Raw genomic sequence first — 17,095 nt, 5'->3', positions numbered from 1 at the left:
CCTCAAAGGTCCGGCGCGACGAGGTCGGCGACCTCGCCGTGGACATGCAGCATGGCGCCGGTCATTGCCTGCAACTCGGCAAGCGCCAGCCCCGGCAGCTTCTCCCGCAGCACGAACATCCCATCGGCGATGTCGACCACCGCGTGGCTGGTATAGATCCGGGTGACGCAGGCGACTCCGGTGAGCGGGAAGCTGCACGCCTCGACGAGTTTCGGCTCGCCGGCCTTGGTCAGATGCTCGGTGACGACGAACACCTGCCGGGCGCCGTGCACCAGGTCCATGGCGCCACCCACCGCCGGCACGCCGGTAGTGCCGACCCGCCAATTGGCGAGATCGCCCTTCTGCGACACCTGGTAGGCGCCGAGGATCGCCACGTCGAGATGACCGCCGCGTACCATGGCGAAGCTGTCGGCGTGGTGAAAGAACGCAGCACCCGGCTTCAGCGTCACCGCCTTCTTGCCGGCATTGATGAGGTCCCAATCTTCCTCGCCCTCCGCCGGCGGCTCGCCGAAATTGAGAATGCCGTTCTCGGTGTGGAAGATGGCCACGCGCCCCGGCGGCTGGTAGCTCGCCACCCTCTCGGGGAAGCCGATGCCGAGGTTGACATAGGCGCCGTCGGCGATGTCCTGCGCCGCGCGCCAGGCGATCTGGGCGTTGGAGAGCCTGCTGTTCGGCCGGGCGTGTCGGGTCATGCGCAAGCCGCCCCGGCGCGGACGAGATCTTCTTCCTGCTGCGGATGCGGCACCTCGACCACCCGGTCGACGAAGATGCCCGGCGTGACCACGTTCTCGGGATCGATGTCGCCGGCCGGCACCAGCCGCGACACCTGCACGATGGTGGTCGCCGCCGCCATGCACATCAGCGGGCCGAAATTGCGCGCCGCCTTGTTGTAGGTGAGGTTGCCCTGCGGATCGCCGAGATGCGCCTTCACCAGCGCGAAATCGGCCTTCAGCCAGCGCTCCTGCACATAGTGGCGGCCATCGAACTCGGCGATGACCTTGCCCATGGCGAGCTCGGTGCCATAGGCGGTCGGCGTGTAGAAGGCGGGTATCCCGGCGCCGCCGGCACGAATACGTTCGGCCAGCGTGCCCTGCGGCACCAGTTCCAGCTCGATCTCCCCGGCCAGGTATTTTTCCGTGAAGGCGCGCGGATCGGAGGAGCGCGGAAAGGAACAGATCATCTTGGCGACCATGCCGGCATCGATCATTGCCGCCAGGCCGACCCGGCCGGTCCCGGCATTGTTGTTGATGACTGTGAGATCTCTTGGCCGCTTGTCGATCAGCGCGTGGATCAGCTCGATCGGCGCGCCGGCGCCGCCGAAGCCGCCGATCATCACCCGCGCGCCATCGCCGATCCCGGCGACCGCGTCCGCGACACTGCCGACCCTCTTGTCCACGACGTCACTCCCTGGGCCGTGCCCTCATGGTTCGGGGCACCTTGAGCAAGGGATAGAGGCGGGATGGGTCGACAGCAAGACATTTGTGCGATATTTGATATTTGTTCATAATACGCACAAATTTGGAGAGCGAAGGTGAAGCAGACCGACTTCGTCGGCAGTCTTGCAAAGGGATTGCAGGTCATCGAGGCCTTCGACGCCGCGACGCCCAAACTGACCATCACCCACATCTCCGAAACCACCGGTCTCGACAGGGCGACGGCGCGGCGTTGTCTTCTGACGCTGGTCGAGCTTGGCTATGCCCGTCATGACGGCAAGCATTTCGAGCTGACACCGAAGGTGCTGCGGCTCGGCCACGCCTATCTTGCCGCCACCCCGCTTCCCCGGCTGATCCAGCCGCATCTCGACACGCTTTCCGAGGAGGTGGGCCAGAGCGCTTCGGCCAGCGTCCTGGAGGGAACGGACATCGTCTACATCGCCCGTGCGGCGCAGAAGCGGGTGATGTCGATCAGTCTGATGCCCGGTTCGCGGTTGCCGGCCTGGTGCGCCTCGATGGGGCGGGTCCTTCTGGCGGCCCTGCCGGAAGCGGAGGCACGCGCGATCCTCGAGCGTTCGCAGTTGCGCGCGCTCACGCCCTTCACCCGCACCGGCGTGGATGCGGTCATCGACGAATGCCGGCGCGTGCGCGAGCAGGGCTATGCCGTCATCGATCAGGAACTTGAGCTTGGGCTTTGCTCCATCGCCGTGCCGCTCGTCGACGCGCGCGGTCGCGTGGCCGCGGCGCTGAATATCGGCGCCTCGGCCTCACAGATCCCCGCCGCGCAGATGCCGGAACTCTATCTTCCGGCGCTGCGGCGGGTTCAGGCCGCGCTTCGCCCGCTGCTGCACCCGCCCGTATGACCGAAGACCTCAGCGGCCCTCGGGCGCCGGCTTCGGCTAGGCGGCAACGACCGCCGCCGTCTCGGCCTGGAGGCCCGCCGCCTGGGCGATCAGTTCCACCGAGCGCAGCCGCTGGGCATGGTCGTAAACGTCCGATACCACGATGAGCTCGTCGGCCTTGGTCTCGGCGACCAGCGCGGCAAGGCCGGCACGCACCGTCTCGGGCGAACCGATGATGGAACGGGCAAGCATGCGCATCGCCTGCGCCTTCTCCATCGGCGACCAATAGCTCTCGATGTCGTCGATCGGCGGCCGGCTCAGGCCGCGGGCGCCGCGGAAGATGTCGGCGAACGACATTTGCTGCGTCGTCGCCAGCCGGCGCGCTTCGGCATCGGTCGGGGCGGCGATGACGTTGACGCCGACCATGGCATAGGGACGGCTGAGCTGCGCCGACGGCTTGAAGCGGCTGCGATAGATATCGAGCGCCGAGAGCAGCATCTCCGGCGCGAAATGCGAGGCGAAGGCATAGGGAAGGCCGAGCTCGGCTGCGAGCATCGCACCAAAATTGCTGGAGCCGAGAATCCATAACGGCACTTCGGTTCCCGCCGCCGGCACGGCCTGGATCCGCTGGCCGGGGCCGGCCGGCGCGAGGAAAGCCTGCAATTCGAGCACATCCTGGGGAAAGCTCTCGGCGGACTCGTTGGTGCGGCGCAAGGCGCGCAGCGTCGTCTGGTCGGTGCCCGGCGCCCGGCCGAGCCCGAGGTCGATGCGGCCGGGAAACAGCTGCGCCAGCGTGCCGAACTGCTCGGCGATCACGTAGGGCGAATGATTGGGCAGCATGATGCCGCCGGCGCCCACCCTTATGCGCGTCGAGCCTGCGGCGATGTGGGCCAGCACCACCGAGGTCGCGGCGCTGGCGATGCCCGGCATGTTGTGATGCTCGGCCACCCAGATGCGGCCATAGCCCAATTTCTCCGCATGGGCCGCGAGGTCGCGGGCATTATCGAGCGCACCCCGCGCATCGGTTGCTTCGGTGATGCGGACGAGTTCGAGAATGGACAGTGCCGTCATGGCTTGCTCCGAGCGAACCGCAATCGGACGGCGGGGACCGAGGCCCCTGCTGCCGCCAGAAAACGGAGATTGTCTCCACTTATCTCGGTGCTATATGGAGACTGCCTCCGTATCTAGTCAACCGCATCAAGCAGCCGAACGCGCATGGATACCGACGTTGTGAGTGGTGAACCGTCCCGGCTGCGCGCCGATGCCCGGCGCAATCGCGATCGCATCCTGCGCACCGCCATGCGCCACTTCTCCTTGCATGGCATCAACGCGTCGCTTGACGAGATCGCCCGCGAGGCCGAGGTCGGCACCGGCACGCTGTACCGTCATTTCCCTTCACGCGAGGCGTTGCTCGCCGCGGCGCTGGAGGACCAGCAGAAGGAATTGCTTGCCTGCGCGCAGCGGGCCGGAAAGCTGACCGATTCCGGCGCGGCGCTCGGCGCCTGGCTGGCGGCGCTTCAGGATTATCTACGCAGCTTCAACGGGTTGCCGGCGCCAGTTCTGGCAGCAGTTGAGGAACGGGAATCGCCGCTCTGCCTTTCCTGCAATGCGCTGGTGGCGCTGACGGAAGACTTCCTCGTCCGCGCGCAGCAGGACGGGCGCGCCCGGGCGACGGTGACGGCGAACGAGCTGTTCCTCAGCGCTCTCGGCATGGCCTGGGTGCTGAACCGGGCGGAAGCCTGCGGTACCACGCGGCAGGCGCTGGAGAAGGTGCTGGCCCATGGCTATCTCGCGGATGGCTACCTGGTGGACGGCTGCCTCGCGGATGGCCACCTCGCGGCTGCGGACGAGCCGCCGGCGCCGAAGCCTCCCGCAGGCTGAGCCGCCCGCGGGAGGCGTCCACTCCCTGCCGTCTGCGGGACGCCTTGGCTACACCCCGATCGGCATCAGCGCCGGATCACGTGGCACGGCGCGTGGCGCCACCAGCGCCTTCCAAGTCGAGAGCGCCCGGTTTGGCGCCGGGAAGGCCGGCCGCGGGATGAAGCGCCCCCGTCCCGGCCGCGGCGCATCGTTGCGCCCCTGCGAGAACACCACCTCGCCACGCGACAGGGTGAAGCGCGGCAGGCCGCGCACCTCGACCCCCTCGAACACATTGTAGTCGATGATCGACTTCTGCCCGGCGGCGCGGATGGTCTTCGACGCCTTGGGATCCAGCACCACGATGTCGGCATCGGCGCCGGGCACGATGGCGCCCTTGCGCGGATAGAGATTGAGGATGCGGGCGATGTTGGTCGAGGTCACGGCGACGAATTCGTTCGGCGTCAGCCGGCCGGTCTCGACGCCCCGGGTCCACAGCACCGGCATCCGGTCCTCCAATCCGCCGGTGCCGTTGGGAATGCGGGTGAAATCGCCCAGGCCCATGCGCTTTTGCACGGTGGTGAAGGCGCAATGGTCGGTCGCCACCACCTGCAGCGAGCCGGCGGACAGCCCGGCCCACAGGCTGTCCTGGTGTGCCTTGTCGCGGAACGGCGGCGACATCACCCGCTGCGCCGCATAGTCCCAGTCGGGATGCTGGTAGACGCGCTCGTCCAGCGTCAGATGCTGGACCAGGGGCTCGCCATAGACCCGCATGCCCTTCTGCCGCGCCCGGCGGATCGCCTCATGCGCCTGTTCGCAGGAGACGTGCACGATATAGACCGGCACGCCCGCGGCATCGGCGATCATGATGGCGCGGTTGACCGCCTCGCCCTCCACCTCCGGCGGGCGCGAATAGGCGTGCGCTTCCGGCCCGCGAACGCCCTCGGTGAGGTATTTCTGCTGCAGGGCGGCAACGATGTCGCCGTTCTCGGCATGCACCAGCGGCAGCGCGCCGAGCGCGGCGCAGCGCTGGAACGAGGCGAACATCTGGTCATCATCGACCATCAGCGCGCCTTTATAGGCCATGAAATGCTTGAAAGTGTTGATGCCGCGCCCGACCACCGCCTCCATCGCCGTGAAGATCGCCTCCGACCAGCCGGTGACGCACATATGGAACGAATAGTCGGCGCTGGCTTGCCGGCTGGCGCGCGCGCCCCAGGCGTCGAGTGCCCCGATCAGATCGTCGCTGTCGGGAATGACGAAATCGACCACCATGGTGGTGCCGCCCGACAGCGCGGCGAAGGTGCCGCTTTCCCAGGTCTCCGCCGCCGTGGTGCCCATGAACGGCATTTCGAGATGGGTGTGCGGATCAATGCCACCCGGCATCACATAGGTGCCGCCGGCATCGAGCACGGTGTCGCCGGAAAGCCCCTCGCCTATCGCGGCAATGGTTTCGCCCTCGATCAGCACGTCGGCCACATAGGAGCGGTCGGCGGCGACGATTGTGCCGCCCTTGATGACGATGGACATGCCTGCTTCTCCTGACGTCACCACCCGCCCCCCGGCAAGGGCTAAGCACCAGGCGGCGAGCACCACTTCCTTCATGCAGCAAGCTTCGTGCCCGCCGGCCGGTAACGCCCCGGACCCCGGTCCGCCGGGCGTCTGCCCGATTTGCAGGCAGCCGCAGAGCGAACGATAGCATGCATATCCTGCGATAGCCGGGATCGCGATGGGTGCGCTCATGCCAATGCCGCCCGTAGGCGCCCGCGAGATGAGGCCGGTCAGGACCCCGCGCGCCGGATGCTTCGAAAAGCGGATACCGGTTCCCCCGGAGGCGCCGATCGATGAGTGGCGCTACGCCCGTTCGCGACGGCGCTGGTACCGACTTGGGCTCAGCCGCCGCCGGGCCGGAACGCGGCAGCGAGCGACTCCGTAGAGCGTGCCAGCAGACCGACATCCACGCCAACGGCGGTGAACACCGAGCCGAGTTCCATGCAGCGCCGAGCCAGCGCCGCGTCGGCGGTGAGCACCCCGGCCGGCTTGCCGCTCGCGGCGATGCGGGCAATGGCATTGGTCACCGCATCGATCACCGCCGGATGGCCGAGCTCGCCGATATGTCCCATGCTGGCGGCGAGATCGCCGGGACCGACGAACACGCCGTCGATGCCCTCCACCGCGGCAATGGCGTCGATCGCGCCGAGCGCCTCCTCGGTCTCCACCTGCACCAGCACGCAGATCTCCTGTGCCGCGTGCCGGCCATAGTCGGGAACGCGGCCGAACTGCGTCGCCCGCGTCAGTGCCGAGACGCCGCGCACACCTTCCGGCGGGTAGCGGGTAGCAGCGACGGCGGCGCGAGCCTCCTCGGCGTTCTGCACATAGGGGATGAGCAGCGTCTGCACGCCGATGTCGAGATAGCGCTTGATCAGCACCGGGTCATTGCTCGCCGGCCGCACCACCGGCGCCACCTTATGGCCGGCCAGTGCCTGCAACTGCCCGAGCACGGTCAGCACGTCGGCTGGCGAATGTTCGGTGTCGAGCAGCAGCCAGTCGAAGCCGGAACCGGCGACGACCTCGATACCGAAGGCGCTCGACAGGGTGCACCATAAGCCGAGCTGCTGGCGCCTCTCGCGAATGGCCTGCTTGAAGCGGTTGCGCGGCAGGCCTGCGGCGACATGTGCCATGGTGATGCCTCAGGTGAAGGCGACGCTGATCGCGCCGACCGAGCCGTAGTCAGCGGTGATGACGTCGCCGGCGGCGACGTCCACCGGGCGGGTGAACGAGCCGGCGAGCACGATCTGCCCCTTCTTCAGCCCCGTACCGACGGCGGACAGCTTGTTCACCAGCCAGGCGATGCCCGCCGCCGGGTGCCCCATAATGGCGGCGGAGACGCCGGATTCCTCGATGATGCCGTTCTTGCTCAACGTGGCGCCGACCCAGCGAATGTCGATGTCCATCGGCCGGATCACCCGGCCGCCGACGACGATGGCGGCGAAGGCGGCATTGTCGGCGATGGTGTCGACGATCGCCCGGGGCACCTCGGTGCGGTAGTCGATGATCTCCAGCGCCGGCACCACATATTCGGTGGCGCGCATCACGTCGTAGATGCGGCAGCCCGGCCCTTCGAGGTCCTCGCCCATGATGAAGGCGAGCTCAACCTCCAGCCGCGGCTTGATGAAGCGGCCGGCCGGGATCTGGGCGCCGTCGTTGAACAGCGCGTCGTCGAGGATGCGGCCATAATCCGGCTCGGTCATCTTCGAGGCCATCTGCATGGCGCGGGAGGTCAGGCCGATCTTGTGGCCCACCATGTGGGCGCCGGCGGCGATGCGCGCCTGCGCCCACAAATCCTGTACCCGGTAGGCGTCCTCGATCTCCATCGCCGGAAAGGCGCGGCTCGGCTGCACGATCGGCTTGCCCTCGCGCTCGGCGCGCAGGATATCGTCCGCCGTCTGGCGGCGTTGCTCGTCGGTGAGCATGGCATGTCTCCTGGAGATCAGATGAGGGCGATCGGCCGGATCGGCGAGCCGGTGGCGCCGCTGATCCGCACCGGCAGGGCGACGAAGGCGAAGGCGCCGGCGGCCGCGCCGCTCAGCTCCTCGAGGTCGAGGTTCTCGATTATGTGGATGCCGTTGCGGGCGATCAGGATCATGTGCACTTCGAGGGTGATGTCGTGGTGGTTCATCACTTCGAAGGCGGAGGTGTCGGAGCCGACCGAGAACGGCCGGCGCTCGGCCAGCCAGCGGCCGGCGGCGACGCCCGGCCCCGGCGCGCCGGCGGAATCGAGCCCGAGATAGCGCGGCGAGTCCGCCCAGAAGCGCGCCCAGCCGGTGCGCACCAGCGTGATGTCGCCCGACCGTACCTCGGCGCCCGCCGCCTTCTCGGCGGCTTCGAGATCGGCGACGCTGATCTCATAGGCCGGCTCCAGCGCCTCGACGCCGAGCGTTTTCGCCACGTCGAGCAGCACCGCCCGCCGGAAGATCGGGCCGATGGTCTCGGCGCCATGCACCTTGAACAGGCCGGTTCCCTGCTGCTCCTCGGCGGCGATGTGCTTGCCGTAGAGCGCGCCATGCTCGGAGACATGGCACAGCGCGTCGATATGGGTGGAGGAATGGGTGCTGGTGACCATCAGCTCGTTGGAGGAGGAATGGCCGCAGCAGCGCAGCACGTCGCCATGCCGGTTGTTGAGGGTGATGTGGAAGGGCGGATGCGCCGGATGGATCGGCATGCCCTTCTGCATCGGATGGCTGAGGTCGATCTGCCGGGCGCCGGCGGCGGCGGCGAGCCACTCTTCCATGCGGAATGGCGGCACGACGCGGGTTTCCATGTTCATTTAAGCTCGGCTCCCTTGGTTTCGGGCAGGAAGACGAGAACGATCAGCCCGGCCAGCAGGAAGAAGCCGGCGGTGAAGGCAAGCGCGCCTCCGAGGCCGAAGCTCGTCGACAGGATGCCGACGGCGGCGGGAGCAAGGGCGCTCACGGCGCGGCCGGCATTGTAGATGAAGCCTTGGGCGGTCGCCCGGATATTGGTCGGGAACAGCTCGGCGAAGGTGGGCGCGAAGCCGCTGTAGAAGCCGGTGCCGAAGAAGGCCACCACCGGTCCGACGGCGAGCAGCATCGTCGGCGACGACACCAGCGTGTAGACCGGCACCGCCAGCGCCGAAAGCAGGAAATAGATCACAAAGGCGGCCTTGCGCCCCAGCGAGTCGGCGACGTAGCCGAAGGAGATGAAGCCGAGCCCAGCCCCCACCTGCATGATGACGATCCAGGTCGTGGACTTCACGAGATCGAGACCCGGGCCGCCATTGGCCACCGGGGTGGCGAGCCAGGTCGGGATCCAGGTGAACAGCCCCCAATAGCCGCACATCGCCGCCGCGGTGAAGGCGAAGCCGACCGCCGTGCTGCGGCCGTGGTCAGTCAGCAGCATGCGGAGGGTGCCGCCAAGCGACAGCCTTTCGGTCTGCTGCTTCCAGATCTCCGGTTCCGGCGTATGGCGACGGATCCAGAAGGCGAGCAGCGCCGGGGCGATGCCGAAGAAGAACACGCCGCGCCAGCCGATGATCGGCAGGAACACCGCCGCGACGATGGCCGCCAGCGCATAGCCGCTGGCGAAGGCGCTCTGCACCCAGGCCATGACCTTGCCGCGATGGCGAGCCGGCCAGGTTTCGGTGATCAGCGCCGCGCCGGCCGACCATTCGCCGCCGACGCCTAGGCCGACGATGATGCGGAACAGCAGCAGTTGCGTCACATCCTGCGACAGGCCGCACAGCAACGTGCCGACCGAGTAGCACAGGATCGACAGCACCATGGAGCGGGTGCGGCCGATGCGGTCGGCAAGGAAGCCGAAGATCAGCCCGCCAAAGGCGGTAGCGACCAGGCTGGCGGAGGCGATCATGCCCGCCGTCGAGCGCGACATACCGAGATCGGCGCTGATGTGGCTGAGCAGCATCGCGAACAGCAGCAGGTCCATGATGTCCAGCGCCCAGCCCAGATAGGAGGACCAGAACGCCTGCCATTGGGCCTTGGTCGCGCCGACATACCAAGCTGTCTTCGGAGCGGGCGCAGTTGTAGTGTCGGCTATCTCGATCGTCACGAAGTCCTCCCAGATATTTTTGTCTTTTTTATTTGGCGATAGGCCGCGTAGAACGTCGAGCTCTGCGCGGCTGGTGCGTCCAGCGCGACGGCCGGAGCGCGGTATTTGTTTTCCTGTTTCATAGGCAGCGCGGTGGCGGGTCGCAATTGACCAATTTTCAACCCGGATGTGAGGCGAATTGACAGCGCAACGCTACGGCCGCATCCCTGCGGCTTCCGCTCGGTGTGCCACGGTGCGCTCATGACGCCCCCCTATCGTTCACTTCCCTCCCTGCAGGCGCTGCGCTGCTTTGAAGCCGCCGGCCGTCTCGGCAGCTTTTCGCTGGCGGCGGAGGAGATGTGCATCACCCACAGCGCCATCAGCCACCAGATACGCGGGCTGGAGGAAGCCATCGGCCAGCCGCTGTTCCTGCGGCAGGGCAACCGCATGGCGCTGACCGAAATCGGCCGGACCTTGGCGGCGGAGACCCGGCGCGCGCTCGATTATCTCAGCCACGCCTATGCGGTGGCCCATGAGACGGCGGTGCCGCGCCCCGCCGTGCTCAATCTGGCGATGCAGATCGGGCTGATGGAGCACTGGCTGATGCCGCGCCTGTCCGAGTTCACCCGCCGGCTGGACGGCGTCGGGCTCCGCATTCGCAGCCTTGCCGATCTTTCCGAAGCCTGTCCGGACGACGTCGAGGTCGCCCTGGTTTACGGAACCGGCGACGTGCCGGGCATGATCTCGGAGAAGATCGCCGAGGAGGAGGTGTTCCCGGTCTGCAGCCCGGATTTCCTGGCCCGGCATCCCTCCATCCGCCTGGAGCGGATGCACGAGGCACCTTTGCTTCTGCACTCGCGGGTGACGTGGAACCTCTGGCTCGAACGGGCCGGGCTGCCGATCGTGTATCCTCGCCAATCGATCATGCTGGACGATGTCGCACTGACCGTGCGCGGGGCGCTGGCCGGTCAGGGCATCGCCATGGCGCGGTCGCTGCTGGTGCGGGACTATCTGGCGGATGGCACCCTGGTGCGGCTGTTCGAACTCTCGGTGCCCGGCATCTTCAGCTACCACCTCGCCTGCCGCTCGCACGAGATCCGCGAGCGCTACCGCGAACCTCTCGACTGGATCTGCACGACGATCCGCGTGGCAGCCCGCACGCCGGCCGCCCTGCCGCCGGAAGCCATGTCCTGACGTAGAGTTTGCGCACGGCCAGCCGGCCGCCCCGGCCAACGAAGGCCGGTCCGCGACGCAGCCGCGAGAGCGGCGCGGCGACTGCATCTTCGCGGCATGAGAGAAGCTTGAAGGCCACGCTCTTTCTGGCCATGATGGATCGCATCTTCCCCAATGAAAGCGAAGCATCGCCATGAAGATATTGGTGGTCGGCGGGTCGAACTCGGTGATGAAACCCGGCTATCTCGATCACGTCAACGCATCGTTGAAGCAGAACGGGATCAAAGCCCCCACCTTCAGGAATCTCAGCGTCGGGACCAACAACTGCCTGATCGGGCTTGAAAATATCCGGTTGTTCGACGGCCTTGAGCAATACGACAAGATCATCATCGAATTCGCCGTCAATGATCTGTCGCTGATAGCGGCCGACGCATTCGAAACCTGGCAATGCGCCTATGAGGGACTGATACGCCACGTCCTGCGGCAGGCGCCCCGGATTCAGGTCTACAACCTCATTCTGGGGCGGCGTCCCGAACGCACCCGTGCGCTGACCGAGCGCATCCGCACGGGCCTGCATGAAATTGTCGGCCATTACCAAGACCGTTACGACATCCGGATCGTCGATTTCGACAAGCACCTGCGCGACTCGCTGCAGAACGAGCAAAAGCGCATCGAGCAACATTACCGCGACGGCGTTCATTACGACCTGGAGATCGGTGCGCCCCTTCTTGGCCGCTACTTGGCGCAGCACCTGCTCGCAGGGCCGCTGCCGGCGACGTCGTCCTGGCCCGCCTCGCTATGCGCGGCGTCTTTCGACCGGGCCGAATTCTGCGTCTTGCCGGAGGCTTCGACCGATTTCGAAACCCATGAATTCAAGAACGCCCGGTTCTGCAAGAAGGCGGTGGAGATGCGGGCGGGCGAAAGCCTCACCGTCGATCTGCCGGGTCCGCTGATCTGCCTCTCGTTCCTGGCGACAGTGGCGTCCCGGCCATTGCTGGTCGAGGAGGAGGGAGAAAATCCCATCCTGCTCTATACGTCCCATGCCGGGCTCGAAAAGACGCCGGAGAAGTTCATCATCAAGAACTTCGCCTTCGAGTGGAAGAAATGGTCGTCGCTCGAGCGCCGGGGCCGGCGCAAGGTGACGTTCAGTGCCGTGGAACGTGCCGATGTCGGGGGTTTCCAGCCTTATCTGGTCAATCGCTACAACATGGTCCCCGGCTGGGACGAGGGCCGTGGCCCCTATCTCAGCAACCTTCTGTATCTGCCGCTGCAATAGGGCCGCCGAGACCGCGGCCAGTCCGCCGGTCTCGCACTCTCGTCGCGCCGGCCCTGCGTTCCTCGGCGGGAGCGGGCAATCTCGCTCCCACCGGCACGCGGTGCCCCGCTCATGGTGTAAGCTGAGCAATCCAAGCCGTACCAATGGGAGGGACGATGACGATGAAACGCGGGATTGTGCTGGTGGCTTTGGCGCTCGCGGCAGCTGGCGGCCAGGCTGTCGCGCAGACGGCCAATGATCCGCTCAACGCACCGGTACCCGGCTCCCTGCAGACGATCGACCCCGGCCAGCCGGCATACGATCCCTCGGCGCCGGATTCGATGACCGGGCAGATTCAGCCCCCGCCCGGGCTACCCCCCGAGGGGCAGGCCGCCGAGATCAAGCTGCCGGACTGCACGCCGCCCAATTGTGGCGTCCCCGACATTATGGGGCCGCCCAAATAGCACGGATCAGTTGCCCGCAAGGCGGTCCAGCTCGCGCCGGGCCGCCCGCATCTGTTCCCAGGATCTGCGGCTCGCCCGCACGAGCCGCAGGCGCTCATCGGGCGTGAGTACCTTCCGACGGGCTTTTGCAAGCGCCACCGCCTGCACATCCAGGGCCGTCTCGAAATCCGACAGCAATTCGTCGATCGTCTGCATCATGGTCTCCGTCGCCTGGGGCACCTAGGCAGCGGACTCATAACGCATTGATCCAGATGCGGACTGCGGCGAGCTTGAGGGCTGCGAGGAAGTTGTCCGGCCGCCGGTCGTAGCGGCTTGCGAGGCCCCGCATCTGCTTGATCCTGTTGAAGAAGCGCTCGACAAGGTTCCTTTGGCGGTAGAGGCACGGGCTGAAGGCGAAGCTGCGCGTTCGGATCGTACGAGGCGGTACATCGGCGAATCCGCCACGCTCCGCCGTCTCGGCTCGGATGGCGTCGGTGTCATAGGCCTTGTCGGCCAGCAGGATGCCGCCCGGCGCGAGCCGCGCCAGCAGTTCACGCCCGGCCGGTGCGTCGCCGGCCTGCCCGGCGGTGAGCAGGAAGTGGATTGGACGCCCCTCAGCGTCGACCAGAGCGTGGATCTTGGTGGTCAGCCCGCCCCGGGAGCGTCCCATGCAACGATCGTCAGCGCCCCCTTTTTGATCGCGGCGCCGTGTTGGTGAACGCGAACACAGGAGCTGTCGATCATCACGATGTCGCCGTCATAAGCGGCGGAAACCGCTTCCAGCAGCCGATCCCAGACCCCGGCGGCCCGCCAGCGCACGAAACGGTTGTAGAGGGTGGTGCGCGGACCGTAGCGCTCCGGCACATCCCGCCACGGCGCGCCGGTCCGGAACCGCCAGAGAATGCCATTGATCACCCGGCGGTCATCCACCCGCGCGACCCCGCGCGGCTTGTTCGGCAACAGCGGGGCAATGATCGCCCATTCCTCGTCGCTCAGTTCGTGACGGCGCATCTCTCTCTCCCCTATCAAGAGGGGTTGAATCACGCTCCTAGCCGGCCGGCAAATTTAGGGGGCCACTGCCTAACTGACGTGGCGCGCCATCGGGCAAGGTCAACCCCGGCCCTGCCGGCCCCCAGCTCGCGCGGCGCGGCCGGACTGCCGGCGAGGCGCTGCGATGCGGATCCGGACGCCCGGTGACGCTTTCTTCTCTTTCGGCATGGTTCGAATCGGGCCGCGCAGTTGAACGTCCTCGTTCCAACGACGAGCCACCTCTGCTAGCTTGCCCCGGCGCGCCAGCCTGGGTGGAGACGCGGAATGGCAGCATCCCTGGAGGCCGGGAGGACGATCATGCCCAGCATTGCGGCGGTCGAGGCCACCGGCAATCCTTATATCGATGGGGTGTTGGGCGACACGAAATGGTCCGGAACGGTCACATTTACGGTTGGCGACTGGTATGGATCCAATGACGATCCCGCTATCCTCGACACGTCGGAGCAACAACGTCAGGTCATCCGGTCATTCCTCACCGGACGAAGCTATTATACCAACGTTGACAATGTCCAGAAATACAATCGGGTTTCCGGATTCACCAATATAAGTCTGGAAGAAAACCCCTACGAAGGCGGGGATATATTCATCTATAATTCGGAGGCGGCCAATCCTTTCGCGACCACCTCGCCGCCCTCCGTGAATGGAGCCGAAGTGGCTTTCGGCACCACCCTGGATGGTACGCCGCGAAATCTCGAAAATCCGCGCCTCGGCAACTATGCCTATCTGATCCATTTGCAGATGGTGGGCGGGGCACTGGGCCTGAAGTCGGCCAGCACGCTCGGCGGCGTCGCCGATGTCGCGGTGCCGGCCGACCGGGATTCGCTCGAATATACGGTGATGAGCCAGCGCTCCTATCCCGGCGGCGTGCCGAGCACCGACTACACCACCGGCGCCTGGGACAATCCGCAGACCTACATGGCACTCGACATCCTGGCGCTGCAGACGCTCTACGGTGCGGACTACTCCTATTTCGCGACCGATACGACCTATCGCTGGGATCCTGCCACCGGCCAGATGTCGGTGGACGGCGACGGCAAGGGCATACCCGGCGGCAACAAGATCTTCATGACGATCTGGGACGGCGGCGGCACGGACACCTATGATCTGTCGAACTACACCGGGCCGATGTCGATCGACCTGTCGCCGGGCGGCGCCAGCCTGTTCTCGCAAACGCAGCGGGCCTCGCTCGGCGACGGCGTGTTTGCGCGCGGCAATGTCTACAACGCCTATCTGTTCGACGACGATCCGGCCTCGCCGATCGAGAACGCCATTGGCGGCTCGGCAAACGACACGCTGCGCGGCAACAGCGCCAACAACGTGCTGAACGGCGGCAGCGGCGCCGACACGATGGCCGGCCTCGCCGGCAATGACAGTTATGTCGTGGATCATCTCGGCGACGCCATCGTCGAGAGCGCCGGCCAGGGCACCGACACCGCTTATGTGCGGGTGAGCGGCTATGTATTGCCGGTCAATGTCGAGCAGGCCAAGATCGAGGAAGGTTTCGGCAATCTGGAAGTACGGGGCAATTCAAGCGCCAATCTGCTGGCCGGCAACGCTGCAGATAATGCGATCTACGGCAATGCCGGTGGCGATAAGCTCTATGGCATGGACGGCAACGATCATCTCGACGGCGGCACCGGACCGGACCAGATGATCGGCGGCAAGGGCAACGATACCTATATCGTCGACAGTCTTTCCGACGTGGTCTACGAGGCGCCGAGCGAGGGCACCGACACGCTGTGGACCTCGGTCAATCGCGGCCTCGACAATGATTTCGAGAACATCGTGCTGTTCGGCACGGCGACCGACGCCGGCGGCAACGGCAAGAGCAACATCGTCTCCGGCAACGGGCTGAACAACAACCTCTATGGCGGCGGCGGCTCGGACAGCCTGTACGGCCATGACGGCAGCGACCGGCTGTTCGGCGAGGACGGCAACGACTACATGACCGGCGGCAAGGGCACCGACGCCTATTATGGCGGGCTGGGCTACGACTACGCGATACTGGAGGAAGGCGGCGGGGTCGACTATTTCGTCGACTGGAACGTCACCCGCGACCGGGTGGTGTTCGACAGCGCGATCTTCTCCTCGATCGGCGCGGTGCTGACGGCCGCGTTCCAGAACGGCACGGACGTGGTGATCCGGGACGGCAGCGACGGCATCGTGCTGCAAAATGCCAAGCTCACCGAGCTGACCACCAGCAATTTCCTGTTCGTCTGAGATTCCGAGGCGGAGCCCACCCAGCCGGTATTGACCACCGCGTTCAAGCCCTTCGGCGACGGCTACCGGGGCGGCGTCTCGCTCGCCACCGGCTAGCTGGCTCACGTGCTGGGTGACGCCAAGCGCATCGTCGTCGGCCATCTCTGGGGAGCCCGCTCTCCGCCGATGCTGCCGGCACCTCCCGCCGCTTCGGATCTGGCCGCGCCGCTGCGGCGGCAACATCGCTCACTCCAAACGTGTCGGCAAGGTCGCAGCAGGAAGCGCCGCCCCGGTCGGCCTCGGCGAGGACGAAGGGCTTGCGCACCCGACATCGGCGGCGATGCGGCCGCGAGCACGTCATGCAAACGCGTGGCGTGATCGCGCAACGGCGGCGACGAGGGGCGTCGTACCTGGAGGCACACTGACGCCTCCGAGAAGCCGACGCTGCTAAATGTACAAAACCTATACCAGCACGGCATCAGTTCTCCGGAAGACGTCTCAGCCACACGACAAGGGCCGCGATATCGTCCGGGCGCAGCTGCGCATAGGCCTTTGCCTGCATCGGCGCCGCAAGCTTGCGCCCATCGGGAGCCACGCCTTCGACGAGCGAGCGTCGAATATCCGCGTCGCTCCATCCGGCAAGCGCGCGCGGGGTGATATCCGGCGCCACCACCACCCCCCATGGCCCCTCGAAGCTCGCTCCGCCCTTCCCCATTCCGCCGACGAGATCGGGTTCTCCGTCGGCTCCCGGCGTCGAGTGGCAGCTGAGGCACCGCGCGAGCGTCGCGAGATAAAGGCCGCGTCCGGTATCCTGCCCGGAAGCCGGCACGCCCGCGGCCGGCACCGGCGCGACGGCATATAGGGGGGCGGCGGTCTGGTTCCTCACCGGCGCCAGCGTGCGCAGATAGGCGACGATGGCCGCGCGGTCGGCGTCGGTCAGCACGGCGTAGAAATTATACGGCATGGCGGTCGACATGCGGCTGCCGTCGGGGCGCTGACCTTGGGTGATGGCTCGCCCGATCTGCTCGTCGCTCCATAAACCGATGCCCGTCTCGGGATCGGGCGTTATGTTGGAACCTTGAACCTTGTAGGCTGAGGTCTCGATCACCCGCCCGCCGGCGAACGGTTTGTTGCCCGGCCCCGGCGTGGTGTGGCAGCGCCCGCATATGGCCAGGGCGTCGACGAGGTAGGCTCCCCGCGCTGCCGCGGTTTCCTCTGCATGGCCCGCCGCCGGAATCGCGGCTGCGGCAGCAATCATGATGACGCTCAGAACTCTCA

Annotated in this window: 18 protein-coding genes; 6 read left to right on the top strand and 12 right to left on the bottom strand. The window is 66.5% G+C overall.

Annotated features, from left to right (window positions below; translation table 11 throughout):
• Positions 1–2: 2 nt before the first annotated feature.
• Both J2X65_RS20910 and J2X65_RS20905 read right to left on the bottom strand, forming a co-directional pair.
• Complete coding sequence (locus J2X65_RS20910) at positions 3–692, bottom strand: 3-oxoacid CoA-transferase subunit B (protein ID WP_310205226.1); 690 nt, start codon at positions 690–692, stop codon at positions 3–5.
• Complete coding sequence (locus tag J2X65_RS20905) at positions 689–1,396, bottom strand: 3-oxoacid CoA-transferase subunit A (protein ID WP_310205223.1); 708 nt, start codon at positions 1,394–1,396, stop codon at positions 689–691. Before J2X65_RS20905 ends, J2X65_RS20910 begins: the two co-directional genes overlap by 4 nt.
• Before the next feature lie 135 nt (positions 1,397–1,531).
• On the opposite strand from J2X65_RS20905, the gene J2X65_RS20900 reads away from it, so the two are divergent.
• Positions 1,532–2,296, top strand: coding sequence for an IclR family transcriptional regulator C-terminal domain-containing protein (locus J2X65_RS20900; protein ID WP_310205220.1), 765 nt, complete (start codon positions 1,532–1,534; stop codon positions 2,294–2,296).
• Between the two features lie 36 nt (positions 2,297–2,332).
• Here the strand turns inward: J2X65_RS20900 and J2X65_RS20895 are convergent, their stop codons facing one another.
• Entirely contained in the window at positions 2,333–3,346 is a 1,014-nt protein-coding gene (locus J2X65_RS20895) for an LLM class flavin-dependent oxidoreductase (protein WP_310205216.1), read from the bottom strand.
• 144 nt (positions 3,347–3,490) lie between these two features.
• Between J2X65_RS20895 and J2X65_RS20890 the strand changes: the two genes are divergently transcribed.
• Positions 3,491–4,156, top strand: a complete 666-nt coding sequence (locus J2X65_RS20890; protein WP_310205213.1) for a helix-turn-helix domain-containing protein — start codon at positions 3,491–3,493, stop codon at positions 4,154–4,156.
• A 48-nt stretch (positions 4,157–4,204) separates the two neighbouring features.
• Here J2X65_RS20890 and hydA read toward each other — a convergent pair whose 3' ends face one another.
• The 6 genes from hydA to J2X65_RS20860 form a co-directional block, all read right to left on the bottom strand.
• Positions 4,205–5,662 carry a dihydropyrimidinase gene (hydA, locus tag J2X65_RS20885; RefSeq protein WP_310205210.1) on the bottom strand — a complete coding sequence of 486 codons (1,458 nt, stop codon included), beginning with the start codon at positions 5,660–5,662 and terminating at the stop codon, positions 4,205–4,207.
• 362 nt (positions 5,663–6,024) lie between these two features.
• Positions 6,025–6,813, bottom strand: a complete 789-nt coding sequence (hpaI, locus tag J2X65_RS20880; RefSeq protein WP_310205207.1) for a 4-hydroxy-2-oxoheptanedioate aldolase — start codon at positions 6,811–6,813, stop codon at positions 6,025–6,027.
• Positions 6,814–6,822: 9 nt separating this feature from the next.
• Positions 6,823–7,605 (bottom strand): 2-oxo-hept-4-ene-1,7-dioate hydratase, encoded by a 783-nt coding sequence (gene hpaH, locus J2X65_RS20875; protein ID WP_310205204.1) that lies wholly within the window; start codon positions 7,603–7,605, stop codon positions 6,823–6,825.
• A gap of 17 nt (positions 7,606–7,622) precedes the next feature.
• A complete protein-coding gene (locus J2X65_RS20870; protein WP_310205201.1) occupies positions 7,623–8,459 on the bottom strand; it encodes a cyclase family protein in 837 nt (278 codons plus the stop codon).
• Entirely contained in the window at positions 8,456–9,718 is a 1,263-nt protein-coding gene (locus J2X65_RS20865; RefSeq protein ID WP_310205198.1) for an MFS transporter, read from the bottom strand. The genes J2X65_RS20870 and J2X65_RS20865 overlap by 4 nt, the downstream gene beginning before the upstream one ends.
• On the bottom strand, positions 9,715–9,960 hold the full coding sequence (locus tag J2X65_RS20860) for a hypothetical protein (protein ID WP_310205195.1): 246 nt from the start codon (positions 9,958–9,960) through the stop codon (positions 9,715–9,717). The genes J2X65_RS20865 and J2X65_RS20860 overlap by 4 nt, the downstream gene beginning before the upstream one ends.
• On the opposite strand from J2X65_RS20860, the gene J2X65_RS20855 reads away from it, so the two are divergent.
• The 3 genes from J2X65_RS20855 (at position 9,959) to J2X65_RS20845 (ending at position 12,589) form a co-directional block, all read left to right on the top strand.
• On the top strand, positions 9,959–10,891 hold the full coding sequence (locus J2X65_RS20855) for a LysR substrate-binding domain-containing protein (RefSeq protein WP_310205192.1): 933 nt from the start codon (positions 9,959–9,961) through the stop codon (positions 10,889–10,891). The genes J2X65_RS20860 and J2X65_RS20855 overlap by 2 nt on opposite strands.
• Before the next feature lie 172 nt (positions 10,892–11,063).
• Positions 11,064–12,146, top strand: a complete 1,083-nt coding sequence (locus J2X65_RS20850) for an SGNH/GDSL hydrolase family protein (protein ID WP_310205189.1) — start codon at positions 11,064–11,066, stop codon at positions 12,144–12,146.
• A 155-nt stretch (positions 12,147–12,301) separates the two neighbouring features.
• Positions 12,302–12,589: a hypothetical protein gene (locus J2X65_RS20845; RefSeq protein WP_310205186.1), complete on the top strand. Its 288-nt coding sequence runs from the start codon at positions 12,302–12,304 to the stop codon at positions 12,587–12,589.
• Between the two features lie 6 nt (positions 12,590–12,595).
• Here the strand turns inward: J2X65_RS20845 and J2X65_RS20840 are convergent, their stop codons facing one another.
• Entirely contained in the window at positions 12,596–12,787 is a 192-nt protein-coding gene (locus J2X65_RS20840) for a hypothetical protein (protein WP_310205182.1), read from the bottom strand.
• Between the two features lie 34 nt (positions 12,788–12,821).
• A protein-coding gene (locus tag J2X65_RS20835) for an IS5 family transposase (RefSeq protein WP_310205179.1) occupies positions 12,822–13,579 on the bottom strand; the annotation gives its coding sequence in 2 pieces (ribosomal slippage) (positions 12,822–13,267 and positions 13,267–13,579; 759 coding nt in all).
• 336 nt (positions 13,580–13,915) lie between these two features.
• Here J2X65_RS20835 and J2X65_RS20830 point away from each other — a divergent pair.
• A complete protein-coding gene (locus tag J2X65_RS20830) occupies positions 13,916–15,838 on the top strand; it encodes a M10 family metallopeptidase C-terminal domain-containing protein (protein ID WP_310205177.1) in 1,923 nt (640 codons plus the stop codon).
• A gap of 457 nt (positions 15,839–16,295) precedes the next feature.
• Here J2X65_RS20830 and J2X65_RS20825 read toward each other — a convergent pair whose 3' ends face one another.
• Positions 16,296–17,075 carry a cytochrome c gene (locus tag J2X65_RS20825; protein ID WP_310205173.1) on the bottom strand — a complete coding sequence of 260 codons (780 nt, stop codon included), beginning with the start codon at positions 17,073–17,075 and terminating at the stop codon, positions 16,296–16,298.
• Between the last annotated feature and the right edge of the window lie 20 nt (positions 17,076–17,095).

This window comes from Ancylobacter sp. 3268, assembly GCF_031456575.1.
Classification (GTDB): domain Bacteria; phylum Pseudomonadota; class Alphaproteobacteria; order Rhizobiales; family Xanthobacteraceae; genus Ancylobacter.
Note: the sequence above shows the minus strand (reverse complement) of the source record. Positions and strands in the feature narration are given on the sequence as shown.

Bases quoted from the DNA above. Each gene is read 5' to 3' on its own strand.
- J2X65_RS20890 (WP_310205213.1), top strand. From the start codon at position 3,491: ATGGATACCGACGTTGTGAGTGGTGAACCGTCCCGGCTGCGCGCCGAT.
- J2X65_RS20825 (WP_310205173.1), bottom strand. From the start codon at position 17,075: ATGATTGCTGCCGCAGCCGCGATTCCGGCGGCGGGCCATGCAGAGGAA.
- J2X65_RS20870 (WP_310205201.1), bottom strand. From the start codon at position 8,459: ATGAACATGGAAACCCGCGTCGTGCCGCCATTCCGCATGGAAGAGTGG.
- J2X65_RS20860 (WP_310205195.1), bottom strand. From the start codon at position 9,960: ATGAGCGCACCGTGGCACACCGAGCGGAAGCCGCAGGGATGCGGCCGT.
- J2X65_RS20895 (WP_310205216.1), bottom strand. From the start codon at position 3,346: ATGACGGCACTGTCCATTCTCGAACTCGTCCGCATCACCGAAGCAACC.
- hydA (WP_310205210.1), bottom strand. From the start codon at position 5,662: ATGTCCATCGTCATCAAGGGCGGCACAATCGTCGCCGCCGACCGCTCC.
- J2X65_RS20845 (WP_310205186.1), top strand. From the start codon at position 12,302: ATGACGATGAAACGCGGGATTGTGCTGGTGGCTTTGGCGCTCGCGGCA.
- hpaI (WP_310205207.1), bottom strand. From the start codon at position 6,813: ATGGCACATGTCGCCGCAGGCCTGCCGCGCAACCGCTTCAAGCAGGCC.
- J2X65_RS20840 (WP_310205182.1), bottom strand. From the start codon at position 12,787: ATGATGCAGACGATCGACGAATTGCTGTCGGATTTCGAGACGGCCCTG.
- J2X65_RS20855 (WP_310205192.1), top strand. From the start codon at position 9,959: ATGACGCCCCCCTATCGTTCACTTCCCTCCCTGCAGGCGCTGCGCTGC.
- hpaH (WP_310205204.1), bottom strand. From the start codon at position 7,605: ATGCTCACCGACGAGCAACGCCGCCAGACGGCGGACGATATCCTGCGC.
- J2X65_RS20830 (WP_310205177.1), top strand. From the start codon at position 13,916: ATGCCCAGCATTGCGGCGGTCGAGGCCACCGGCAATCCTTATATCGAT.
- J2X65_RS20910 (WP_310205226.1), bottom strand. From the start codon at position 692: ATGACCCGACACGCCCGGCCGAACAGCAGGCTCTCCAACGCCCAGATC.
- J2X65_RS20850 (WP_310205189.1), top strand. From the start codon at position 11,064: ATGAAGATATTGGTGGTCGGCGGGTCGAACTCGGTGATGAAACCCGGC.